We start from the raw sequence: 22,641 nt of genomic DNA on the forward strand, positions 1-22,641 counted from the left end.
TTAGGGCAGCGGGTTTTTTTTGGGGGGGATCAGCACGACGAAACAGTGCTGGTCCTTTTCCTTGAACCGTGAATCCGTGAAAGCGGTGCTCACTGTTTCAGGATTCAGTTTTTTGCAGGGGGAAGATTGATAATCGCTTCAGGATGGATCAAGCGGGCAAACGTCAACAGGGTGTCGGCAAAAGTGAGCGGCGAGGGACTGCAGACCAGATCCGGGTTGAGCGGATAGACCCGTTGGTCCCGCACTGCATCGATCGTTGCAAACTGGAGCCAGCGTTCTTTTTCCTGAGCACCTATGCCATTTTCCGAGCCCATGACCGCAATGATAATGACCTGTGGATTGAGGGCGATGACCTGCTCGGTCTTCATTGTTCCCATGCGCTGGTCTCCGGCTATGTTGATGCCGCCGGCGAGTTCTATAAAGTCATGGGTAAAGGAGTTTTTGACAGAGGAGAAAAGGGGGCTGGCTCCCACCTGGAGAAAGACCCTGATCTTTGGAAGGTCGTTTACGGCAAGGCGGATGGTCTCCACCTGTGCTTGCGCCTGGGCTATAATTGCCTCGGCCTGTGGCTGAAGGCCAAGGAGTTCTCCGAGTCGGTGAAATTGGGCGCAGATATCGGTAAAGGAGGCCGGTTGGCCAAAAACTTCGACGCGAAGTCCCAGCTCGCGCAGCTTTTGTATCTGTTGCCGTGGGTTGAGATTGATGGACAGCACCAGTTCAGGGCGGAGGCTGACAATTTTCTCAATACTCAACTCCTGCACAGACCCGATTTTTTCAAGAAACCGTGCGGCCTCAGGTCGTTGGCAATACACCGTATCGCCAACCAGCCGCTCACCCGCGCCAAGAAGAAAGATATTTTCGGTGAGCAGGGGGCTGAGTGAAACAACCCGTGCAGGGGCATGGAGGGACTGTCGTTCTCCACCCCAGAGTGGGGATGCAAAAACAAGAAGGAATAAAAAAACGAGGCCTAGACGTGGCCTCGTTTTGGGCACCAAATGGCGCAGTTTTTTTATCGGGTACATCACTCCCCCAAGAAAGGGATCAGTAAAAAAGCGATGTTCGGAGCAGGATTAGAGGACGTCGTCGTTGTTGATGTTGTTACTTTTGTCATCGTCAATGTCTTCGTCACCATCCAGATCATCGTCATTGTCGTCGATGTACTTTTCATCCTCTTCGTATTCATCCTCGGCGGGAGAAATGTCAGGAGTGGATTCATCGGCGGCTCGAACCGCTTTGGGGATTTTGGATTCCGGAAGAACGAATTCACGAATTTTCTCAACCTCATCGGAGAGAAGCAAATCCTCCTGGCAGACCTTGCAGGTTTTGACATGTTGGTCAACGAACTGCATCATGCGGGCCGGAGCCATGGTTTCTTGTTTCACCCGAAGGTACCAGTCCTTGATCAGGCGAATTAAAGTCTCACATTCCATGGAAAAATCGAGGTGTGTGCTGTTGGGGGCCGAAGCCCGATTTAAATCTTGATGGCAACAAACAGTTGTGTTATGAGCGAATAAATATTAAATATTAATCATGCTTTCGCAACCACTGAAGAAGATTGAGGGAAACAATCTCAGCATCTTTCTCTTTGTGGCCAACGGAAATCCGTTTTTTTTTGCGAGGTAAAGATCTTCTCCAACGGAAGTGGAAAGGGCACTGGTGGCTCTCCCGGACTTCAAATCCGGTGTGCCGGGCGAATAACCCGGTAGGTGGGTTCGATTCCCATGCACTTCCGCCATTTCTTGAGTGTTTTCAAGACCTCTTGCCGCTCTATTCTAGCCTGATTCTTTTTCAGCTGTCAATCTTCTTTTCCCCTGAATTTGTCAAGAAAAAAACCAATTCCGGTTCATCTTGCCCTTGCTCACCGACGACGGAGCGTTGCCGTGCATTCGCACTCTTTGGGAATTGCAGTATAAACCTGGACGACGCCGGCTCATTTTTTCTTTCGAAGGTCTTATTGGACTGATGTTCAAAAGACGGAGTTGATGCGTTCCCTCTGTTGTCACAGATTCAGGGGATAGCTCCGGCAGGCCGCCACCAGTTTTTGATCAAGCCGGTCATCATGGACCATCTGCTCCAGGGCCTGCTGAGCTGATAAACCTGCCATCAGATGGTTGTCCAGAATCATGGCGGTCTGCAGAATACGGCCTCCCACGGTAGTCCGCGTTTCCTTTTCAGAAACGGGGAGAGGGGAAATCTCCGTCATGGTTCCATAGGCCAGCATAATGATTTTTGAGACCTCCTCAAAGCCCGATACCTGACGGAGAAGGGCAAGCGCCTCTCCTGGATGTGCGGCAAGCATAGCGATTTCTTCGGGAGAAAGTGTGTTGCCTGTGTTGTATGTATGCAGGACCGCAGGGGGGATGCTCAGGCAACCAATATGGGAAAGCATCGCAGCCATTTCAACGAGCCAGAGTTCCTGATATTCTGATTCTCGTGCAATGTGCAGGCTGTAACGTTTCAATCTGTTTGTTGTCGCCAGGGCCTCTGGGGTCACCTGACCAAGAATTTGCGAAAGCAGGCCAACCGCACCGACCAGAGTCTCTTCTATTAGGTCCTGTTTGGCCTGGAGCATGCGATAATGCAGGGTTGCTTCTTGCAGGGTCGTCATCAATGTTTGTGTTTCACAGGGTTTGGTTAAAAAACGGAATACTTTTCCTGTGTTGGTGGCTTTGATGGCAGTTTCCTGGTCCGTATAGCCGGTGAGGAGAATTCTGACTGTCTCCGGGCTGATTTTATGGGCGAGCCTGAGTACCTCAATACCATCCATTTGGGGCATCTTCAAATCCGAGACAAGTACGGCAAACGGCCCCTGTTGGCGGAGTAGGTCAAGCCCTTGCTGACCACTTGTTGCGGTGTGGACCTCAAAATCTTTACGTAAGCTGCGTTGCATGGTTTGCAGCAGATTCGAGTCGTCGTCAATGAGAAGAATTCTGGTCTGCATGGTTTTTAGCTGGCCTGCTTGGGCTTGAGAGGAAGTCGAAGAGCGAACGTCGTCCCCTCACCCGGAATAGAGTGGAATGTGATTTCTCCATCATGTTTGTTCACCATGATGTCATGGGCAATGGTCAGTCCCTGACCGGTCCCTTTTCCAACCTCCTTGGTGGTAAAGAACGGGTCAAAAATTCGTGCTTTGACCTTCCCAGGAATTCCTGTGCCGTTGTCTGTAACCAGAATTTCAACCCAACTGCCCAGGGAGCGGGTGGTAACGGTTATGAGCCCGGAGAGTTCAGGTTCCACGGCTTTGCGCATCTGGATTGCATGGGTCGCATTGATAATAAGGTTTAAGATGACCTGGTTGAACTGATCCGGAAAACAGGGGACCAAAGGGAGAGCCTCGTCAAAATCGGTCTGCAGCTCGGCGTCGTATTTGTACTCATTACGGCAGACAATAAGTGTATTTTCAATGGTATGGTTGAGATCGGTCGCTTCTCGTTCCTGGACACCTGGATGACTGAATTCTTTCATGGCCGCAACGATTTTAGCCACACGATCAATACCATCAAGCGTCTCTTGTATGCTGGTAGGCACTTCTTCCAAAAGAAATTCAAGATCCTGGTCTGCCAGCTCCTCTCTAGCCGGAGAGGGCATAGCCGCTGGTTCTATTTTTTCCAGAGCAGCGAGCAGTGGCTGTAACTCATCAAACGACTGCTTAAAAAAGGAAACATTATTTTGCACATACTGCATCGGTGTGTTGAGCTCATGGGCAATACCGGCAGCGAGCTGGCCGATGGCCTCAAGTTTTTGGGCCTGGAGCAGTTGACGCTGCAGGTTGGAAAGTTCGGTGACATCGCGCTTGATGGCGACGAAATGGGTGAGTTCCCCTGCATCATTACGTACCGGTGAGACTGTGGCGTCCTCTTCCATCATCGTGCCATCCTTACGATGCGTGTTGAAACGGCCGTTCCATGCCTTGCCCTCGTTCATAGCTTGACGCAGCTCATCTTTGATCTTCACATCAACCTGCTCGTCACGGAATATTAACGGTGGTTCACCGATCAGTTCTTCCTCGCTGTAGCCGCTGTTGTGAATCGCCGCCGGGTTGACATACTCAACAAGCTCTTCAATGGAGGAGATATAGATCGAGTCCCCGGTCTGCTCAATCACGGTTGCCAGCAGACGTCGTTCCTCCTCGGCCTGACGTTCATCGGTTATATCCTCAATCGACATTACCGAAGCGACACCCTGAAGCACAGCAATGAAAACCGCATTGCAGCGAAAATAACCTCTGAAATGGCCTTGCTGCATTGCAATAGTGAAGGAGTCTTGCTCCTGTTGAGCGCTGGTCATTTGGTCAATGAATCGCTGTTCGCATTCTTCTACGGGGATAGCAAAATGATTGGCCCAGGTCTCGACCAGCTGACGAAAGGCCCGATTGCTCTCCACGATCTGCAGCTCGGGAGAGAGGGCGACAAGACCACTGGGAATGATGTCAAACAGGGTTTCAATGTACTCCTTCTGCTCTCCGATTTTATCCATGGCCCTGCGGAGATGCGATATGTCCTTGGCCCCGGCCACAACGCCGGTGATGTTCCCTTCATCGTTTTTCAGGAGCTTGATATTAAACGACATGGGCAGGCGGTCACCGTTTTTGTGACGGTAGCAGAGTTCAACATTGCGCCGTTCCTGGGGCGTGAGCAGGTTGATCTCGCTTTCTGTGGTGTAAAAGGCAAAAGCCTGTTGGACATGCTCAGGGGTATCGTGAAAAATCTCTGTAACCTTGCGGCCTAAAAGTTCTTTTTCGTCATAGCCCAGCAGATCACAGGTGGCCTGGTTGACACGAATGATGGTGAGGTAGGTATTGACGACGATAAGGGTATCAAGAAAGTCGCGGATAATTGCATCGGATTCTTGTTTGGCTTTTCCCTGAAGAGCAACAGCCTGCTTATGCTGGGTGATATCCTGATGAATGCCAAAGGCCCGTAACGCGTTTCCCTGAGAATCTTTTTGCACGACCTTGGCGATATCCTGGATCCAGACCCAGGTGCCGTTTTTATGGCGCATGCGGTATTCTGCCGAAAAAACGGGGGATTTGCCGGCGGCATGTGAGGTAAGGGCTGTGACCACATCCTCAGCGTCCTCTGGGTGGAGGAGTTGTATCCAGTCATTAAGATGGTCCGGTTCATCGCCCAAAGAGTATCCGAGCATGGACCAGTAACGCTCATTACATTCGACCTGGTTGTCCAGTGGGTTCCAACTCCAGGTTCCCAACTGGGCTCCCTCCAACACCAGTTCCAATTCTTCTTTTTTTTCAGCAACGGCACGTTCCCGTATGTTTGCTTCCTGAAGGGATGTCTCCAGGATCAGGCGTTTGGCACCAGCACGAAAAATAAAGGCGGCAGAGATAAACGCCGCCAGAGAGAGAACTATCAGGCTGGCAAATGAATAAAATTGACTTCGCTGCTGATTGAGTACGCTGCCATCTTCAAGAACAAGCAACTTCATGGCGTAGGCTGGGATGGCTGCAAAAAAGAGTGTCGACTTATCGTTTGTTGCTGCTTCCGAATTTTGGAGGCCCAGTTGGGGCTGTTCGATAAGAATTGGAGATTCGTGTGTATCTATGAGCGGCATGAATAGCGCAGGTGTCGGTGTGCCCCTGGTGAAGGTGTGATAGGCAATGCTCTTGTTGTGGGTAATAATCAGGCTTCCGGGCAGGTCGCGCAGCAGGTAGTTGACAAAGGTCCGGTATTGCAGCACTCCCTGGACAAATCCCTGGATCTGATTGTTGACAAATACCGGGCAGGTAAAATGAATCAACCCGTTCCCCTGGTTGGTAATGGCAACCGTATTTTTTTCAAACAGACTCAGGTCGGTGGTTGTGCGTTTCCAACGGCTTGAAGTGGCTGGCCACTGCACCATGATCTCACCGTTGCTTGCAATCAGCAGTAAGGATGAATAGATGGCAGTGTTTCCCAGAAGGCTGTTTTCGACCTTTTCGTGGAAATGTCGGCTGATGTTGTTGAGGCTTGCCCGTAGACCATAGGCCATAGTCATGCCTAGGGCTCGGTTGACAAAAAAGCTGGTCACAGTCGTGGAGCCAGCCAGTGAGCGGATATCATTTTCCCGTTCACTGAAAAAATACTCCAGGCTGCGTGCCCGGTCCTCGAGGTTCTGCTGGAATCGCTCAAGGTTTGCATGATGCAAGGAATTTTGGGCAACATAATTGACAATGATCAGGCCGCTGATAACAGCGGCCATGCAGGTCAAGGCCAGAAGAGAGAGAAGGCTGGCGGATGAGCTTTTTTTCAAGGGCATGGAAGACCGGTGCGAAAGGTGGCCTTATTGGCCCTCAACAGGGGGCACATCGTGAAAAAAATGGGGATAGTAAGAAAAAACATCGGGGTAGTATTTTTTTACCAGAGCAGCATAGGTGCCATCTTTTTTGAGATCCTCGTAAAATTGGGCAAATGCTTTTTGGAGTTCCGGCGACTCTTTACGAAATCCCACGCCCATAACCTGTTGCTTGGAGACGGGGCCTAAAATTTTAACCTGACCAGGCCATTTTACAAGAGCCACCAGGGCATCGGCGACATCAAGCAGGGATGTGTCGGCTTCGCCTTGCAATATTGCCGGGGCAAGCTGGTTGAGGGTGCCGGCGAAGAGAATAGGCTTGGCATTAACAGCTTGAAGTTTATAGAGTTGTGGGTCAAGACAGGTGCCGCTGATGCCCAGGACGGTTTTGTCTGCGAGCAGGGCCTTTGTCTCTACGATATCTTTCTCGATGTCACCGCTGGGGGTAATGGGCTGCAAGGAGGAATTGGCAGCGGCGATCAACCAGACCTGTGTGGGAAAGGTGGGGGCAGAGTAATCAAGCAGTGCTTTTCTCCAGGGCAGGATGGTGAGGCCATTGGCTATAACATCGCCTTTGATGGGCATACTGCCTGTGAGATGGACGTCATTTCCATGTACAGTGTACAGTTTGCCCGTAAGCTCGCTGATAACGTTTTTCCAGTCTGTTTGTACATACTCGTAGCGGACACCGAGTTTTTCTGCAAACAGACGCATGAGTTCCACGTCCAGACCATGGTTTGCAGCGGCGACAAAATTCGCATAAGGAACTCCAAGGTGTCGAAGAACACCCTCTCTCTGAATGTCTTTGAGGTCTCTGGCCAAGCCTACGCTGAGTGAGAACGTTATGAGGGTGAGCAGCAGGGGTAAAGCAGTGAATAACCTTTTCATCGGTGTCTCCTCCTTTGGAGTATACTTCTCTTGGAGTGGTGAAAACATGGTAGCATGCGACCTTCCTGATGAACAGGGTTGGGGGCCTATTTTACTTCAAAAGGTTCGATTCTTTGCTTGGAGGCGAGGACCTTCAAAGCAACTCCCATGCTTGAGCAAATTTAGGTTAGGCGGAGAATTGAAAGCCCTGTTAGGAATAATTATTGTTAGTCGTTGTGAGAATTTTATGATATTATGAAGAAAGATATACACTGGTAAAAAAACAAGCCTCATACCCAAATCCGTGACGGCGGGTTGTTACTGAACAACGCATCCTTTTAATAAGACGACGTATTTTTACAAAATCATGTATTGTCCAGTTGCACCCGACGCCCTGATGAATGCTCACGGATTCAGTCATAATTTTGGAGGAGTCCCCCATGGAGAAAAAGGTGAATTGGGATTCGATTCCTTCCCTGGAAGGATTAGAAGTAGATTGGGACTATGAAAAAAAGAATGTCCGAGATAAACGGGCCTTTGTTCGTCTTGATCTCAATGATATGGGGCAACTGTTCGAGGTCAATGAGATCCCTGTGAAGGTGGCAACTGTGCAACGAGTGCTTCAAGGGACGCTCCTTGATCTCAGTACGGGAGGTGCTGCCGTACTGCTGAATACATCTCTTGATCAGGGACAAGCCCTCAAGATTGGATTTATTTTAAATACAGTCCGTGTGTTAGCTAAAGGGCAGGTGCGACACGTGCAACACCTGGAGCAGGGGTATAAATTAGGCATACAGTTTGTTGACCTGGATCCCAAGATAGGAGAGTTTATCGGGGGATTGTATGCATCAAAGGTTTTCCGTCACGCCTACTGATTCCCCTCATTTGGGGGATCTCAGTGAACAAGAGGCCTCAAGGCCACTTGTTCACTGCTGACTCTCCGTTTCCCCACAAGTATTCTGTCTAGTTTACCTTTGAGCGGAGTTTTCCTGACGGCTTAAAAGTGACCACCCGCCGTGCATCAAGCATCAATTCCTCACCGGTTTGCGGATTTCTTCCTCGGCGCAGACGCTTGTCTTTGATTTTGAACTTACCAAACCCACTTAAAAGAAGATGCTCCCCTGAGATAAGAGAGTTTTTGGCCAGGCTGAGGAAGAGTTCCACTGCCCGGGTCGAGCGCATTTTGGTCATCTCGGGATGCGAATGGTAAATTTGGCGGACAAGATCAGCTTTGGTGATGGTCATGGAATCCTCCTTGCGTGTTGTACAACCAGTCAATTGGCAATGTCCTGAATCCGTGACGGCCGGTGACCCAAAAGATGCGTTGTTCAATATCCACCCGTCGTCACAGATTCAGGAATGTATTCTCAGACCCCCTGTGGCAAGTGATGCGCCATTTTGGATTGCGAAAAAAAATCGTTGTAACCTCCTTGAATTCAAATAAAAAAAGAAGAGAGTTGTGAACAGCCTCTCTTCTTGACACTGCGTCCCTCTCTCAAATTGACAGGCTGAGGAGGGAAATATCTCAATATGCAAGAGAGCGACCTCTCAAGGCGTATCTATAAAATTTTGCGTGGAGTATTGCGCCTCTTTAAGTGGAGCAATGACTTTCGTGGTTCCAGGCAGACTGTCTATATAGGCGAGAAAGGCCTCTGCATAGTCAAGGCCGACATCAATTCGCCTCGATCCGGTGATGCTTTTCAGTGTGGTGAAGGAATCGTTGCCATCGGCCAGATAAGAGATGGTCACCACCTTGTAGGTCCGCTCAAGTTCAAAGGGGGCGTAGCTGCCGTCTTTTTCTCGAATTTCCAGTTGGCTAATCCGACTTCCCTTGGGCTGATTCAGGTCGATCTGCCAGCGCAAGCCCCCGGCATAGGGATAGCTGCCGGTGTTTTGATTGGGGCCGACGACGCCCTCCACCGCATCTTCCAGGGTATCTTTAATTTCCTGTCCGGTCGCATTGAGTTGGACCAGAGTGTTTTTAAACGGGAGCACCGTATAGATATCTTTGACCGTGATCGGTCCGGGAGAAAGGTCGATCCGGACCCCGCCTCCGTTTTGCAGCGATAGGTCTGCCTCAAAAAACCTGCGTCCCTGATGAAGAAATGCCTCGGCCACAAGTTGCTGCACATCACCCCCATGCGCGTTGACCCGTGGGTTCTGATTGCAGACATCCCCCAGAGTGGAGCGGGAGGTGTCCCGCTTGGCCCCTGGCACCCGTCGCAGACAGAGATTTTGATCTGCCTGGGCAATCACCTTGTCGCCCAGAGCCTCTTTCTCCTTTTTATAAGGAGCTAGGATTGCGGTAGCCTTGGCATCCGGTGTGGTGATGCGAAGAAAGCCCGATTGGGAAATATCCTTCCGAACCGCTGCCTCTTCTTGAGGGGAAAGTGGCTGACCATCTGCGTGGCTGAACTGATTACCAATGAGCAGCCAGGGGGTGCCGTCACAGCTCTTCACCTGTCCATAGGGATCGAAGGTGACGTTGAGTTCGCCAACCACATAACTGTACTGCCAGGCCTGGGTAATGCAGACTTGGTTGCCGTCGCGATCGACGGTCTGTGTGGGGTAAGGCCCTTCAGGGGTGAGGCCATATTGCGTCAATGTCTCCGGACCAAGCAGTGAGTGGGAATCTCCACCGATGATAACGTCAACTCCCGAGAGTTTTGCGGCAAGTTCCTGATCTCGCTGGTAGCCAATGTGGGTCGAGAGGATGATCTTATTCACCCCCAGTTTTGTGAGTTTGTCGATCTCCTCCTGCGCACTCTGGGCCTCGTCGAGAAATATCGTGTCCGGGTCGGGCTGGGAGGAATGTTTTGTCTTTCCGGAAACGGTCAGGCCTATGATCCCGATTTTTTCGCCGTTTCGTTCCAAAACCACGGAGGGCAGGATGGCCTCGGGGGGCTTGGCGTCATGCAGGGGCGAACTGGTGCCAAAACGTACATTGGCACTGAGCATAGGTGTGTGGCAGGTCTCGCTGTGCAGGTAGCCCATCAGTTTTTTGACTCCCGCATCGGTGTTGTCAAACTCATGGTTACCGAGAATAAAACTGTCAAAGCAGACCGTATTCATCAGCGCACTATCCGCCTTGCCTTCACTCAGGGTAAAGTAGAGGTCACCTGTGCTGGCGTCACCACTATGCATCTTGATGACATTGTCTGACTGGGCCGTCAATTTATGCATGGCCGTGGTCACCCGTGGAAAGCCACCCCGTTCCAGACTGATCAGCTCTCGTTTATCTCCGGTCAACAGAAGGAGTTTGGCCTGTTCTGCGTCCAGGTGTGAATGGTGATCGTTGATGTGGAGCATGGTAAGAGAAAAATCTGGCTGAGGCTTGAATAGACTGCTGCAACCAGCAAGACACAAGCAAAGGATGATGGCCAGAAAGGGCAGAGAGAACTGCCTGTTGATACGAGGTGAGCGAGTCTGTCGGAGTTTCATCGGGTGCAGGGGGTTTTGAGGAAAAATACTTCTGCAAAAGGCGTTTTCGAAGAAGCTGGGTACAGTATTTTTGTCGCGGGTAAAATAATGCCATGACAGAGGGGCCAGGCCCCAAAGAGCAGATGAAATATTGTATACGCAAAGCGCTCAAACCGCCTAAAAGTATTTGCTGGTCATTGGTGCTAAAACCTGCTTGAATTTTATTGATCCTTCGGGTAGCCTTGGCCAAATTTGGTGGCCCTGATCGGTCACCGAAATTTACCAAAAACGCAATGTAATAACAATGGGTTATGTTGCGAGTATGTCTTTTTGCATCTCCTTGCAAACAAGACTGGTTGTTTTCTCCTGCCCCCATACCTACAGGCACCTCCGTGGCAAGTCATTCCCAGCAGTCCAAGAAATCAGTTGTACGGGAGAACGTCGAAGCAATTATTATTGCAGTCCTCCTGGCTCTCTTTATTCGTACCTTTATCGTGCAGGCGTTTAAAATTCCCTCCGGTTCCATGCTGCCGACCCTGCAGATCGGAGATCATCTCCTGGTGAGTAAGTTTATCTATGGGGTGAAAATGCCCTTTACCGGGACGACCCTGATCTCCATTACCGATCCCGAACCCAACGATATAGTTGTCTTTCAGTATCCCAAGGACCCATCACTTGACTACATCAAGCGGGTGATCGCGGTCGCCGGTGATACCGTGGAAATCCGCGATAAAAAAATATTCATCAACGGTAAGCCCTTTGAGGATAAACACGGCGTCTTCCGTGACCCCTTGATTCATCCTGCAAGTATGGATACCCGCGACAATTATGGGCCGGTCAAGGTGCCGGAGCACAAGATTTTTTGTATGGGGGACAACCGGGATAACTCCTACGACGGCCGCTTTTGGGGTTTTGTTGATCTCAGTGCGGTTCGCGGAAAGGCCTGGGCTATTTACTGGTCCTGGGATGTGGACTTACCCCTGTTTTCGTTGGACCGGCTCCAATCCATCCGTTGGGGTCGAATTGGCGACATCGTTCACTGATCACCGGAGGCACCATGTCAACCGGCTACTATTTTGCGCACCGCCATATCCTGGGGATAGAGCAGCTCTCTGCTGAGGATATCAGCCATATTCTCAATACTGCGGATTCGTTTAAAGAGATTTCGGATCGGCCGATTAAAAAGGTGCCGACTCTGCGCGGCCACACGATTATCAATCTGTTTTTTGAGCCCTCCACCCGTACCCGTCTGAGTTTCGAGGTCGCGGCAAAGCGGATGAGTGCGGATACCTTTAATATCAGCGCTTCCACCAGCTCCACCACCAAAGGGGAAACGCTGGTGGATACGGCCCGCAATATCTCGGCCATGCATCCCGACATTATTATTATCCGCCATTCCTGCTCTGGAGCGCCACTGCTGCTGAGCAAGCATGTCAAGGCGGCGGTGGTCAATGCCGGTGACGGCGCCCATGAGCATCCCTCCCAGGGATTGCTGGATATGATGACGGTAAAAGAACATCGTGGTACCCTCAGTGGATTAAAGATCGCCATTATAGGGGATATCACCCATAGCAGGGTGGCGCGTTCGGATGTTATTGGATTCACCCGCATGGGCTCAGATGTCCACCTCCATGGCCCTGCGACCCTTATCCCTCAGGGAATCGAGCAGTTGGGCGCCATCGTCAGTCCCTCGCTTGAAGAGGCTGTGCGTGATGCGGATGTGGTTATGACCCTGCGCATCCAGCGTGAAAGGCAAAACGATCCTTTGCTGCCATCGCTGCGTGAGTATTCCCGCCAGTTCGGCATCTCCCGCAAGATCCTCTCCCTGGCTAAACCAGATGCGCTGGTGATGCATCCGGGCCCAGTGAATCGGGGAGTGGAGTTACCCCCCGATGTTGCCGATGGCACACAGTCCGTCATTTTGGATCAGGTGACAAACGGTGTGGCAGTGCGCATGGCGCTTCTCTATCTGGTGATGGGGAATTCCTGAGCTACACGCTGAGCAACGGCAGTTTTTTGCGTTTTGTGATGGTCTGAGAGATCCCGACGAAAAGAGCGCCTGTACGAACGCAAACCTTTCATGATTTGAGTAACTTTTGAGGCAAGAAACCAATGAGCACAACCTGGCGCATTGTAAACGGGCGTATCATTGATCCGGTCAATGGGGTTGACCGGATCGGTGAGCTGCTGATCAGGGACGGAGCCCTTGTCGAATCGGCTGCAGATTTGCCGGCGGATACGCCGGTTATCGATGCCGGTGGCTGCTGGGTCGTTCCCGGTTTGATCGATATGCATGTTCATCTGCGGGAGCCGGGTGAGGAGTATAAAGAGGATATTCTCACAGGAGCTCAGGCTGCCGCCAGCGGTGGGTTCACCGCAGTCGCCTGTATGCCCAATACGAAACCGGTGAATGACAACGCTGCCATCACAGCGATGATCCGTGCGCAAGCGGCCGAGGCGGCTGTGCGCGTTTATCCGGTAGGGGCTATCAGTTTAGGTTCCAGTGGGCAGCAGTTGGCTGAACTTGGTGAGATGCAGGCCGCGGGAGCGGTTGCAGTGAGCGATGATGGCCATCCGGTGCGCGACAGCCAGTTGATGCGCAGAGCCCTTGAATATGCATCCAACTTTAAGCTGCCTGTCATTTCCCACAGTGAGGAGGCCTCGCTCAGCACCGGCGTGATGAATGAAGGCCCTGTCGCCACCCGCCTAGGGCTTAAAGGAATACCGACCGCTGCGGAATCGATCATGGTTTACCGGGAAATAGCCCTGGCGGAAATCACGGGAACGCCGGTCCATATCGCCCATGTAAGTACAGCCATGTCGCTTGATCTGATTCGAGCGGCCAAGGCACGTGGGGTGCGAGTGAGCGCAGAGACGGCACCGCATTATTTTACCCTGACGGATGAGGCGGTGGAAGGGTATGACACCAACACCAAGATGAACCCGCCCCTGCGTTCAGCGGCGGATCGCGAGGCCATCCGCACCGCCCTTGGCGACGGAACCCTGGATGTCATTGCCACAGACCATGCACCGCATTCTATCTTAGAGAAGGAAGTGGAGTTTGATCATGCGGCCAACGGTATTATCGGCCTGGAGACTTCGCTCCCGTTGGGACTTGCTTTGGTGCGCGAGAAAGTACTCGACCCGAGCCGTTTGATTGCTCTGATGTCAGCGAATCCGGCGCGTATTCTCGGGCTTCCCGGTGGTGCGCTCACTCCCGGCATGGTTGCGGATATCACCCTGATAGACCCGGAGTGCACCTTTACCTACAGTGCCGATCAGGTGGTCTCCAAGAGCCGTAACACACCCTTCTTGGGTTGGAAGCTCCAGGGAAGGGCGGTCATGACCATGGTGAGTGGGGATATTCGTTACAACATCTTAAGCTAATACCTTGTATGAATCCGTGAGCGCCCGTCGTCACGGATTACAGGGTGTCTTGAATAATTAGATTTTTCAATCAAGGCCAGGTAAGCGCAGACTCCGAGGATTGCGCAAAATTTTACCGCAGGCATATAAAGGATATCGGAGTCTTCGCTTACCTCCGAGGATAAAATTTTAAGCGTGACGAGGTAAGCGCCAGACTCCGCGGGATTGGCAGAAAAAGCAATTATTCAAGATTCCCTGCATAGGGGGCCGGATCAGTCAGCCCGGCCTCGCTGAACCCCTGCAACCGAAGGCGGCAGGCATCACAGCGGCCACAGGCCTTTCCCTCGATGGGATCGTAGCAGCTGTGCGTTTTGCTGTAATCGACACCCAGTTTCATCCCTTTTTCTATTATTTCTTTTTTGCTCAACTCAATAAGCGGGGCGTGGAAGCGAAATCCCTCTCCGGTTGCTCCCGCCTTGGTCCCCAGGTTTGCCATGGTTGCAAAGGCCTGCAAAAACTCCGGGCGGCAGTCGGGGTAGCCGCTGTAGTCCACCGCGTTAATTCCAAGAAAAATATCAGAAGCCCCCAACACCTCGGCCCAGGAGAGGGCATGGGCCAGGAAGAGAATATTGCGTCCGGGAACATAGGTCACCGGAATCTCCTCTTCCATGGTGGCATAAGGACGATCTTTGGGAACCTCGATATCCGCTGTCAGGGCTGAGCCGCCAATGGCATCCAGGTCCACCCTAAGAACCAGGTGGTTGGCAACGCCAGCTCTCTGGGCGATGGCGCGCGCACGTTCAAGTTCAATCTCCTGGCGCTGGCCATAGGAAAAGCTGAGGCAGTTACAGGTGAATCCCTGGGATTGGGCAATCGCCAGCACGGTAGTCGAGTCAAGACCGCCACTGAGCAGCACCACTGCTTGTCGAGTATTCATAGCATCACGATTAAATAATAAAAAATGGAAGAGGATGGCGGATGGTAATTTCCTTCGGCGTGACCTCTGCCTGGTAGGCTAAAAAACGAACACCTTGTTTACTGGCCGCTGCCACGGCCTGGGCATAGACCGGATCAATATGTGCTGCTGGCGTACACCGGCTTGCATCACTACGTTGAACACAAAAGAGCACAGCAGCACCGAAACCTTGCTCGGCCAGGAGCAGCAATTCCTGAATGTGTTTGGCACCACGACTGGTGATAGCATCTGGAAAGTAGGCTATGCCATCTTCGGCCAGCGAGCAATTCTTCACTTCCAAATAGGATCTGCCCAGGTCGCTTTCAATGAGAAAGTCGAGGCGGCTTTTGCTTGAGACCTTCACCTCCGGACGAATTTCGGTAATGTGGCCAAACTCTGTAATGACTCCGGCTTTGAGCGCTTCATGGACGAGATGGTTTGTGCGGCCGGTATGAATACCGATCCAGACACCTTGTTCCTGAACCATTTCCAGGCTCCAGGGATATTTGCGTTTGGGATTATCCGAACGGCTGATAACCACAGGGCTGCCTGGCGTAGCACAGCCCCGCATGGAGCCGGAGTTTGGGCAGTGAACGGTCATGGTGGTGCCGTCTTTCAAGGTAACATCTGCTAAAAAACGTTTGTAGCGTTTGATGAGCGTGGCAATTTGGCAGGAATCGGGCAGCAACATGACAGGTGCAATGCAGGAGGAGGCTAAGGGTATGTTTTTTGGATATATTAAATGGGGAAAAACCACTAAGATGTGGCGTGGGACTGGTAATTCCCGAACAAGTATTGTATTTTAAATAATTCAGTACAATGCGGCGGTATCTTGCCGGGGGCAGGAGCGAGGAGTGCCGCTTGACACCTTTTTTACTGATATTTTGTTCTATCCGGCGGTTGAAGCAAAAAGCGAGTGCAGATCTTTGTCCTCAATTTTTTACCTAGCTTCCTTCGGCATATAACAAGTTCTCTCCCATAATCCAATCGTAAAGGAGAAACCCTTATGAAACTCGGGCTCAATGGTCTTGGACGCATCGGCAAACTTACCCTCTGGAACCATGTCTCCCGTCAATATTTTTCGGAGATCGTGGTCAATCTGGGGCGGCAGGTTGGTTCCGGACTGCACGATATCGCAGCTTCCATTGAGAAGGACTCCTCTTACGGCCGTTTGAGCACCTATCTCCACGGGCATAAGGGCGGTCGGGTTATAGAGAATCTCAACGAAGAAAAGGGGACCATGACCATCAACGGTATACCGGTCACCTTTTTGCGCAAAGACCGTAATCCCAAAGATATCGACTGGAAAGGCAATCAGGTTCGTCTGGTTGTCGATAGTACCGGTGTGTTCAAGGATCCTACGGCCGATCCCTCCGAAGGCAAGGGCTCGGTGCGCGGCCATCTCCAGGCCGGTGCGGAAAAAGTTATGGTCTCGGCCCCCTTTAAGATTAAGGCCAAAGGGCTGGACATGCCCGATGATGCCGTAACCACGGTTATGGGCATTAATGATGATGATTACAATCCTTCCAAACACTCCATCATTTCAGCGGCGTCCTGTACAACCACCTGTCTGTCTTACATGATCAAGCCGTTGTTGGATCACTTCGGTGCCGATCGTATGCTCTCTGCCTCCATGGTGACTGTGCATGCTGCCACCGGCTCCCAGCAGGTCCTTGATCGTCTGCCTGCAACCGGAGCCGGAGATCTGCGGAAAAATCGCTCGATTCTCAACAACATCATCCTCACTACCACCGGTGCAGCCAAGGCGCTTGGCCTGGTTATTCCGGAGATGAAATCCATTGGTTTTATCGCTGAGTCGGTACGTATCCCCACCTCCACCGGCTCGTTGATTGTCCTGGTGCTCAATCTGCAGGATGAGATCGATAATCCCATCAAACGCAGCCTGCTCAACTCCATTTACGAAGAGTACAGTAAAACCAGTCCCTACCTGGAGTTCTCCAAGGAACAGAATGTCTCTTCGGATATTATAGGCATGCCCAGTGCGGCCACCGTGATTGAATCCACCGAGATTCATACCCGCACCGCTTCGATTCGGGTTAACCTGCAGAACATTCCCAACTGCCGCTTTGAGCCTGGTACCGTGCCACCTGTTATTGATGTGCCTGTGACTCAGGCGGTTATCTACGGCTGGTACGACAATGAGTTGGGCAGCTACACCAATATGCTGGGTGAGTTGACTGTTTCTGTTGCAGAAAGCATGGTCTGATATTCGTCCGGCTCAGGCAGGTGACCTTGATTCGATTGTTGCCATCGAACAACGAGGCATGGCCGCCCCCTGGACGGATTCGCAGCTTGCGGCAGAACTTGCTGCCAAAAATGGATCTGGCTGGGTGATTGAAGTAGCTGGCGCAGTTGTGGGCTACGCCTTTTTTCGGACCTCTCCACCCGAGAGTGAACTGTTGCATCTGGTGATCGCCCCTGAACGACAACGGCAGGGGCTCGCCCGCAGCCTGATGGACTGGTCGTTACAGTATCTTGAACAAAATGGTGTGTGCACCTGTTTGCTTGAGGTGCGGGATTCCAACAAGGCGGCACGGCAGTTGTATGCGACCCTTGGTTTTAGCCAGGTCGGTCGGCGAAAAAAATACTACTGCGGGCCTGTCGAAGATGCAGTTCTGCTGCAACGGGATATGAAAGAATTAAACGGGGAAGGGCATGAAAACGCTTAAAGATCTTGATTTGAAAGGAAAGAGGGTGCTGATTCGCGTGGATTTCAACGTGCCCATGAATGAGGCCGGTGAGATTACCGATGATCTGCGCATTCGTACAGTTTTACCCACGCTCCACTATCTGCTCGAGGAGAACGCCAAGGTAATTCTCTGCAGTCACCGTGGCCGGCCCAAAGGGGAGCGGGTGGATAAATATTCACTGGGGCCTGTGGCGGATTATCTGGGGAAACTGCTTGAACGACCTGTGCCGTTGGCTCCCGATTGTGTTGGCCCGGAAGTGGTCCAGGCGGTTTCTCAACTTGAAAACGGTCAGGTGCTGATGCTTGAAAACCTGCGTTTTCATCCCGAGGAGCAAAAAAACGATCCTGCCTTCTCCGAGCAGCTGGCAAGTCTTGCCGAGGTCTATATCAACGATGCCTTTGCCGTTTCCCATCGTGCCCATGCCTCTGTTGCCGGGGTGGCCTCCTGTGTAGAGGAAAAGGGAGCAGGTTTTCTGCTGCAAAAGGAAATCGAATACTTTCATCGCTGCATTGATACGCCCCAGCGGCCTCTGGTCGCTATCGTTGGTGGGGCCAAGGTCTCCGGTAAGCTTGAAGCCCTGCGCAATATGCTAGAGCGGGTCGATAAGATGATTATCGGCGGTGCCATGGCCAACACCTTCTTAAAAAGCCAGGGCTATGCGGTGGGCGCGTCCAAGGTGGAAGACGAACTGCTTGAAACAGCCGATGAGCTGCTCAAGCAGGCGAAAGCCAAAAACGTGAAAGTGTACCTGCCGGTGGATGTGATTGCAGCCGATCAGTTTGCCCCAGATGCGGTCAGCAAGCAGGTCACCATTCAGGATATCCCAGAAAACTGGATGGCCCTTGATATCGGTCCAGCTTCGGTGCTCTGTTTCTGTGAAGTGCTTGCTGATGCCAAAACCATTGTCTGGAACGGCCCCATGGGAGCCTTTGAGATGGATGCCTTTGCCCGGGGCACCATGGCGCTTGCCCATGCCGTAGCCTCAGCCCATGCCCTCTCGATTACCGGAGGTGGCGATTCCAACGCGGCGATCGCCCTCTCGGGAGAGGCGGCCAATATCTCCTATATGTCCACCGGCGGAGGTGCATTTCTGCAGCTGATGGAAGGGAAAACCTTGCCGGGGGTTGATGCGCTTGGTTAAATGTAACATGCATGATTCGTTGCAAAAAATGTACAGCTAACCAATATTGAACCAGGAGGTTTGCTTATGCAAAGACGTCCGTTAATAGCCGGAAACTGGAAGATGTATCTTACGCAGGATGAGGCTGTCGCCCTGGCAAAGGCCGTGGCACAGTCTGCTGCCGCCTGTGCTGATCGGGATGTCATGATCGCTCCCGCATTCACCTCACTTGCTGCTGTCTGTACGGCTGTTCAGGAAACCGGTGTTCTGGTTGGTGCGCAAAACATAGCCTGGGAGAAGGAAGGCGCCTTTACCGGCGAGATATCTGCCCCTATGCTCAAGGATATTGGCGTGAGCGTTGCCATCATCGGTCACTCTGAAAGAAGACATGTCTTTGGAGAAGATAGTGCCATGATCAATCGGCGCTTGCATGGAGCATTAAATGGTGCTATCTTGCCCATCCTCTGCATCGGTGAAACCTTAAGCGAACGTGAGGCTGGCAAGACGTTTAGTGTTCTTGAAGCCCAGATTCGGCACGGGTTGGCCGGTGTTGATACCGAGCAGATGCAGCAGGTGGTTATTGCCTATGAACCGGTATGGGCCATCGGCACAGGAAAGACGGCAACTAAGGAGCAGGCGCAAGAGGTACACGCCTTTATTCGTCAGCTTTTAGAGAGTATTTTTGAAAAAAATGTTGCCACAGCAGTGAGAATACTGTATGGTGGCTCGGTTAAACCCGAAAACATTGATGAGCTGATGGCGCAGCCCGATATTGATGGTGCGCTTGTCGGTGGAGCCGCATTAAAGGCCGAATCGTTTGACCGGATAATTCAATTCCAATGACCACTATACTGATTGTAGCCCACGTAATAGTCTGTTTCTTTTTAATCTGCATTGTCTTGTTGCAGCAGGGGAAAGGTGCGGACATTGGAGCCTCTTTTGGCGGTTCCAACCAGTCAGTATTTGGTACGGAAGGACCTATTCCGTTGCTCAATAAAATTACGACCTTTGCAGCAATTATATTTATGGGCACCTCCATCACCTTGGCCTACCTCTCGGCCAATCAGAGTTCTGGCTCGCTGATGAAAGATGTCCAGGTAGAACAGCAGATTCCTGCCACTGAGGCACCCATCACTGTTCCCTTGCCGGCGACTGAGCCGGCCGTAGAGCCTGCCCCGGCAGCTCCGCAGCAGTAAAAAACATAAAGTTGTTGCCGAAGTGGTGGAACTGGTAGACACGCTATCTTGAGGGGGTAGTGGCCCACGGTCGTGCGAGTTCGAGTCTCGCCTTCGGCACCATTTTTGAAAAAATCCCGTAATCTGTAAAGATTACGGGATTTTTTTTGCTTTGAGCCTATGGAACTATTCTCTCCAGCCAAAGGGGATCATTGAATGAACAACCCAGCTGGTACAAAAAAATATTGCGCTTTGTTCAAAGATGTGCTAGCTACCATGCCGAAATAAACGAAATGTACTCGTACAACGGCGTACGAGACTCGAGCAAACAACGGAGCTTGCTGTCGGATAATCCTTAACGGGATTATTGGCTGCAAGCTTTTTTTTTGCGCTTTGTTCCTCTGAATCCACCCGCAGCCCCGGAAGGTTGGGTGCCACAACGTGTGGTGGTAGGGAGCCTTTCTTTTGTGATGTTGACCGGTCCGCGACGAGAAAGGTTTCTGTGAAGCTGAAAATTTCCTACTGTTGGTGTCCTGCGGGAAATCCTCAAGGTGCCCAAATTACAATTATTTGAAGGAAAAATATGGCAGGTCAAAAAACTCAGTCTGGGGCCATTGCGAGCACAGGCGAAAATTATTTTGAACAGCGGGAGCTGAAGAAAGGTGCCGCGGGCTGGATTCTTCTCTCTTTCCTTGGTGTGGCCTACGTAATCTCCGGCGATTTTGCCGGTTGGAACTTTGGTATCGAAAAAGCAGGGTGGGGTGGTCTTCTTGTCGCCACCGTCCTGATGGCGGTTATGTATACCTCCATGGTGCTCTCCGAGGCGGAACTCTCCACAATTATCCCTTCAGCAGGTGGCGGTTACGGCTTTGCCCGCCGCGCCTTTGGCCCTCTGGGCGGCTACATGACCGGTGTCGGTATTCTTTTTGAATACTGTATCGCACCGGCGGCGATCGTCTGTTTTATTGCGGGCTACTGTACATCACTCTTTGGGCCTGATGGTTCGCTCATGGTCTATGTGCCTGTAAGTATGCAGGATGTTGTGACCATGACGCTTGGCGGAACCTGGATCACCAAGATGCTCTTCTATGTTCTCTTTGTTGGTGTTCATCTCTTTGGTGTGGGTGAGGCGCTCACCCTGTGTATGATCATCACCGTCATTGCCGTTGCAGCCCTTGTAGCCTTCATTCTTTCCATGATTCCCCATTTCGAGCCTGCCAATCTCTTTGACATTGCTCCGAAAGAAAATGTTGCTGGAGCCAGCACCTTTCTTCCCTATGGGTGGATGGGCGTCTGGGCAGCACTGCCTTTTGGTATGTGGTTTTTCCTCGGTGTTGAGGGTATCCCCCTGGCGGCTGAGGAGTGCGAGGATCCGACCAAAGACATGCCCAAGGCGATTATCACCGCCATGGTAACCCTGTTGATTTTTGCCGGTCTTATTCTCGTTTTTGGCCCGGCAGGATCTTCTGCCAACCTGATTAAAGATGCTGCAGATCCACTCATTGGTGCGATCCAGTCACCCAATGCCTATGGTGGTCCGACCTTTGTTTCCCGGCTGATTAACGTTGTCGGCCTGGCCGGGCTGGTTGCCAGCTTCTTTTCCCTCATTTACGGAGCATCCCGGCAGTTTTTCGCCCTGTCCCGTGCGGGGTATCTGCCAACCTTTCTCTCCCTGACCGGCCACAGAAAGACTCCCTATGTGGCACTGATGGCCATCGGCATCCTTGGTTTTCTTCTCTCACTGGTGGTTGACGGCGACAGCCTTCTGGTCATTGCGGTCTTTGGCGCTTCTATCTCCTATGTTCTCATGACTGCCTCACATTTTGTGCTGCGAATTAAAGAGCCGGACTTGAAGCGTCCTTATAAGACTCCTGGCGGTAAATTCACTTCAGGGATCAGTGTCATTCTTGGCTGCTTTGCTTTTGTGGCCTGCTTTCTGGCCAATGCCAAGATGACCTGTATCGCAGCGCTCATCTACGCTGCTTTTCTGCTCTACTTCCTGCTCTATAGCCGCAGGCATCTGATTGCCAATGCGCCTGAAGAGGAGTTCGCTGCTATTTCAGCTGCAGAAGAGGGATTGAACTAATGGGTGTCTTGAATAATTAGATTTTTCAATCAAGGTCAAGGATTGCTGATAATTTTACCGCAGGTATATGACTGATATCGGAGTCTTCGCTTACCTCCGAGAATAAAATTCTCAGCAAGACGCCGAGATTGGCAGAAAAAGCAATTATTCAAGATTCCCTAATCTCATAACCTCGCTTCTCATCGAGTCAGTCAAGCCGGGAGCGTCCATGGGGCGCCTCCGGCTTGACCTGGTAGAAAAGACTGACTATAAATCTCAACGTATCCGCAGATTCAGGCGGATACACTGAGGGAAGCACCAGAAAGCACAATGGACGAAAAACAACGCTTCATCCAGGAATATGTCCCAGGAACCCAGTTAACCCTGGCCCATGTCATTGCCCGGCCCTCCACGTTGGTTTGCGAGCAGATTGGTATTGAGGGCGAGTGTGATGCCATTGGTATTTTGACGATCACCCCTGGAGAGGCTGTTATCATCGCCGCTGATGTTGCGACCAAGGCGGCAAGTGTCGGTCTCGCCTTTGTTGACCGGTTTGGTGGCTCACTGGTGATGACCGGCGATGTTTCCAGTGTGGAGGCAGCTGTGGGAGAGGTGTCCCATTATTTTTCCATAAATCTGCATTTTACCGTTGTGCCAACAACCAGGTCCTGAGA

Annotated in this window: 20 protein-coding genes and 2 tRNA genes; 13 read left to right on the forward strand and 9 right to left on the reverse strand. The window is 51.6% G+C overall.

Annotated elements, in window-relative coordinates; translation table 11 throughout:
• Window positions 1-104: 104 nt before the first annotated feature.
• A complete protein-coding gene (locus JWJ90_RS05395) occupies window positions 105-1,022 on the reverse strand; it encodes an ABC transporter substrate-binding protein (protein ID WP_205226179.1) in 918 nt (305 codons plus the stop codon).
• A gap of 48 nt (window positions 1,023-1,070) precedes the next feature.
• Entirely contained in the window at window positions 1,071-1,430 is a 360-nt protein-coding gene (locus JWJ90_RS05400) for a hypothetical protein (protein WP_205226180.1), read from the reverse strand.
• Window positions 1,431-1,637: 207 nt separating this feature from the next.
• Between JWJ90_RS05400 and JWJ90_RS05405 the strand changes: the two genes are divergently transcribed.
• Window positions 1,638-1,735 (forward strand) — tRNA-Sec (locus JWJ90_RS05405).
• A 264-nt stretch (window positions 1,736-1,999) separates the two neighbouring features.
• Here the strand turns inward: JWJ90_RS05405 and JWJ90_RS05410 are convergent.
• The 3 genes from JWJ90_RS05410 to JWJ90_RS05420 are packed head-to-tail and all read right to left on the reverse strand — an operon-like array spanning window position 2,000 to window position 7,176.
• Window positions 2,000-2,941 carry a response regulator gene (locus JWJ90_RS05410; RefSeq protein ID WP_205226181.1) on the reverse strand — a complete coding sequence of 314 codons (942 nt, stop codon included), beginning with the start codon at window positions 2,939-2,941 and terminating at the stop codon, window positions 2,000-2,002.
• A 5-nt stretch (window positions 2,942-2,946) separates the two neighbouring features.
• The gene (locus JWJ90_RS05415; protein WP_205226182.1) at window positions 2,947-6,246 is read right to left on the reverse strand and encodes a PAS domain-containing sensor histidine kinase; all 3,300 of its coding nucleotides are present in this window, start codon (window positions 6,244-6,246) and stop codon (window positions 2,947-2,949) included.
• Window positions 6,247-6,276: 30 nt separating this feature from the next.
• Window positions 6,277-7,176, reverse strand: a complete 900-nt coding sequence (locus tag JWJ90_RS05420; RefSeq protein ID WP_205226183.1) for an ABC transporter substrate-binding protein — start codon at window positions 7,174-7,176, stop codon at window positions 6,277-6,279.
• A 419-nt stretch (window positions 7,177-7,595) separates the two neighbouring features.
• Here JWJ90_RS05420 and JWJ90_RS05425 point away from each other — a divergent pair, with 419 nt between their 5' ends.
• Entirely contained in the window at window positions 7,596-8,030 is a 435-nt protein-coding gene (locus tag JWJ90_RS05425; RefSeq protein WP_205226184.1) for a PilZ domain-containing protein, read from the forward strand.
• 88 nt (window positions 8,031-8,118) lie between these two features.
• On the opposite strand, the gene JWJ90_RS05430 is transcribed toward JWJ90_RS05425, so the two are convergent.
• Together JWJ90_RS05430 and JWJ90_RS05435 are read right to left on the reverse strand one after the other, a co-directional pair.
• Window positions 8,119-8,400, reverse strand: a complete 282-nt coding sequence (locus tag JWJ90_RS05430; protein ID WP_205226185.1) for an integration host factor subunit alpha — start codon at window positions 8,398-8,400, stop codon at window positions 8,119-8,121.
• Between the two features lie 303 nt (window positions 8,401-8,703).
• Window positions 8,704-10,596, reverse strand: a complete 1,893-nt coding sequence (locus JWJ90_RS05435; RefSeq protein ID WP_205226186.1) for a bifunctional metallophosphatase/5'-nucleotidase — start codon at window positions 10,594-10,596, stop codon at window positions 8,704-8,706.
• A 371-nt stretch (window positions 10,597-10,967) separates the two neighbouring features.
• On the opposite strand from JWJ90_RS05435, the gene lepB reads away from it, so the two are divergent.
• From lepB to JWJ90_RS05450, 3 genes are all read left to right on the forward strand, one after another.
• Complete coding sequence (lepB, locus tag JWJ90_RS05440; protein ID WP_338032291.1) at window positions 10,968-11,618, forward strand: signal peptidase I; 651 nt, start codon at window positions 10,968-10,970, stop codon at window positions 11,616-11,618.
• 14 nt (window positions 11,619-11,632) lie between these two features.
• The gene (locus JWJ90_RS05445; RefSeq protein ID WP_205226188.1) at window positions 11,633-12,565 is read left to right on the forward strand and encodes an aspartate carbamoyltransferase catalytic subunit; all 933 of its coding nucleotides are present in this window, start codon (window positions 11,633-11,635) and stop codon (window positions 12,563-12,565) included.
• 122 nt (window positions 12,566-12,687) lie between these two features.
• Window positions 12,688-13,962, forward strand: a complete 1,275-nt coding sequence (locus JWJ90_RS05450) for a dihydroorotase (protein WP_205226189.1) — start codon at window positions 12,688-12,690, stop codon at window positions 13,960-13,962.
• Window positions 13,963-14,182: 220 nt separating this feature from the next.
• Here the strand turns inward: JWJ90_RS05450 and queC are convergent, their stop codons facing one another.
• Window positions 14,183-14,878, reverse strand: coding sequence for a 7-cyano-7-deazaguanine synthase QueC (gene queC, locus JWJ90_RS05455; protein WP_205226190.1), 696 nt, complete (start codon window positions 14,876-14,878; stop codon window positions 14,183-14,185).
• 10 nt (window positions 14,879-14,888) lie between these two features.
• Window positions 14,889-15,587 (reverse strand): DNA/RNA nuclease SfsA, encoded by a 699-nt coding sequence (sfsA, locus tag JWJ90_RS05460; protein ID WP_205226191.1) that lies wholly within the window; start codon window positions 15,585-15,587, stop codon window positions 14,889-14,891.
• Between the two features lie 315 nt (window positions 15,588-15,902).
• Here sfsA and JWJ90_RS05465 point away from each other — a divergent pair, with 315 nt between their 5' ends.
• From JWJ90_RS05465 to JWJ90_RS05500, 8 genes are all read left to right on the forward strand, one after another.
• Window positions 15,903-17,123 carry a glyceraldehyde 3-phosphate dehydrogenase NAD-binding domain-containing protein gene (locus tag JWJ90_RS05465; RefSeq protein WP_205226192.1) on the forward strand — a complete coding sequence of 407 codons (1,221 nt, stop codon included), beginning with the start codon at window positions 15,903-15,905 and terminating at the stop codon, window positions 17,121-17,123.
• Entirely contained in the window at window positions 17,104-17,586 is a 483-nt protein-coding gene (gene rimI / locus JWJ90_RS05470; protein ID WP_205226193.1) for a ribosomal protein S18-alanine N-acetyltransferase, read from the forward strand. Before JWJ90_RS05465 ends, rimI begins: the two co-directional genes overlap by 20 nt.
• On the forward strand, window positions 17,573-18,748 hold the full coding sequence (locus tag JWJ90_RS05475) for a phosphoglycerate kinase (protein ID WP_205226194.1): 1,176 nt from the start codon (window positions 17,573-17,575) through the stop codon (window positions 18,746-18,748). The genes rimI and JWJ90_RS05475 overlap by 14 nt, the downstream gene beginning before the upstream one ends.
• Before the next feature lie 66 nt (window positions 18,749-18,814).
• Window positions 18,815-19,570, forward strand: a complete 756-nt coding sequence (gene tpiA / locus JWJ90_RS05480) for a triose-phosphate isomerase (protein WP_205226195.1) — start codon at window positions 18,815-18,817, stop codon at window positions 19,568-19,570.
• Window positions 19,567-19,923: a preprotein translocase subunit SecG gene (gene secG, locus JWJ90_RS05485; RefSeq protein WP_205226196.1), complete on the forward strand. Its 357-nt coding sequence runs from the start codon at window positions 19,567-19,569 to the stop codon at window positions 19,921-19,923. Before tpiA ends, secG begins: the two co-directional genes overlap by 4 nt.
• Window positions 19,924-19,939: 16 nt before the next feature.
• Window positions 19,940-20,025, forward strand: a tRNA-Leu gene (locus JWJ90_RS05490).
• A gap of 460 nt (window positions 20,026-20,485) precedes the next feature.
• Complete coding sequence (eat, locus tag JWJ90_RS05495; RefSeq protein ID WP_205226197.1) at window positions 20,486-21,988, forward strand: ethanolamine permease; 1,503 nt, start codon at window positions 20,486-20,488, stop codon at window positions 21,986-21,988.
• Between the two features lie 309 nt (window positions 21,989-22,297).
• A complete protein-coding gene (locus JWJ90_RS05500; RefSeq protein WP_205226198.1) occupies window positions 22,298-22,639 on the forward strand; it encodes a BMC domain-containing protein in 342 nt (113 codons plus the stop codon).
• Window positions 22,640-22,641 lie beyond the last annotated feature (2 nt).

The sequence above is a fragment of the Desulfobulbus rhabdoformis genome (genome assembly GCF_016919065.1).
In the GTDB taxonomy this organism is placed as follows: domain Bacteria; phylum Desulfobacterota; class Desulfobulbia; order Desulfobulbales; family Desulfobulbaceae; genus Desulfobulbus; species Desulfobulbus rhabdoformis.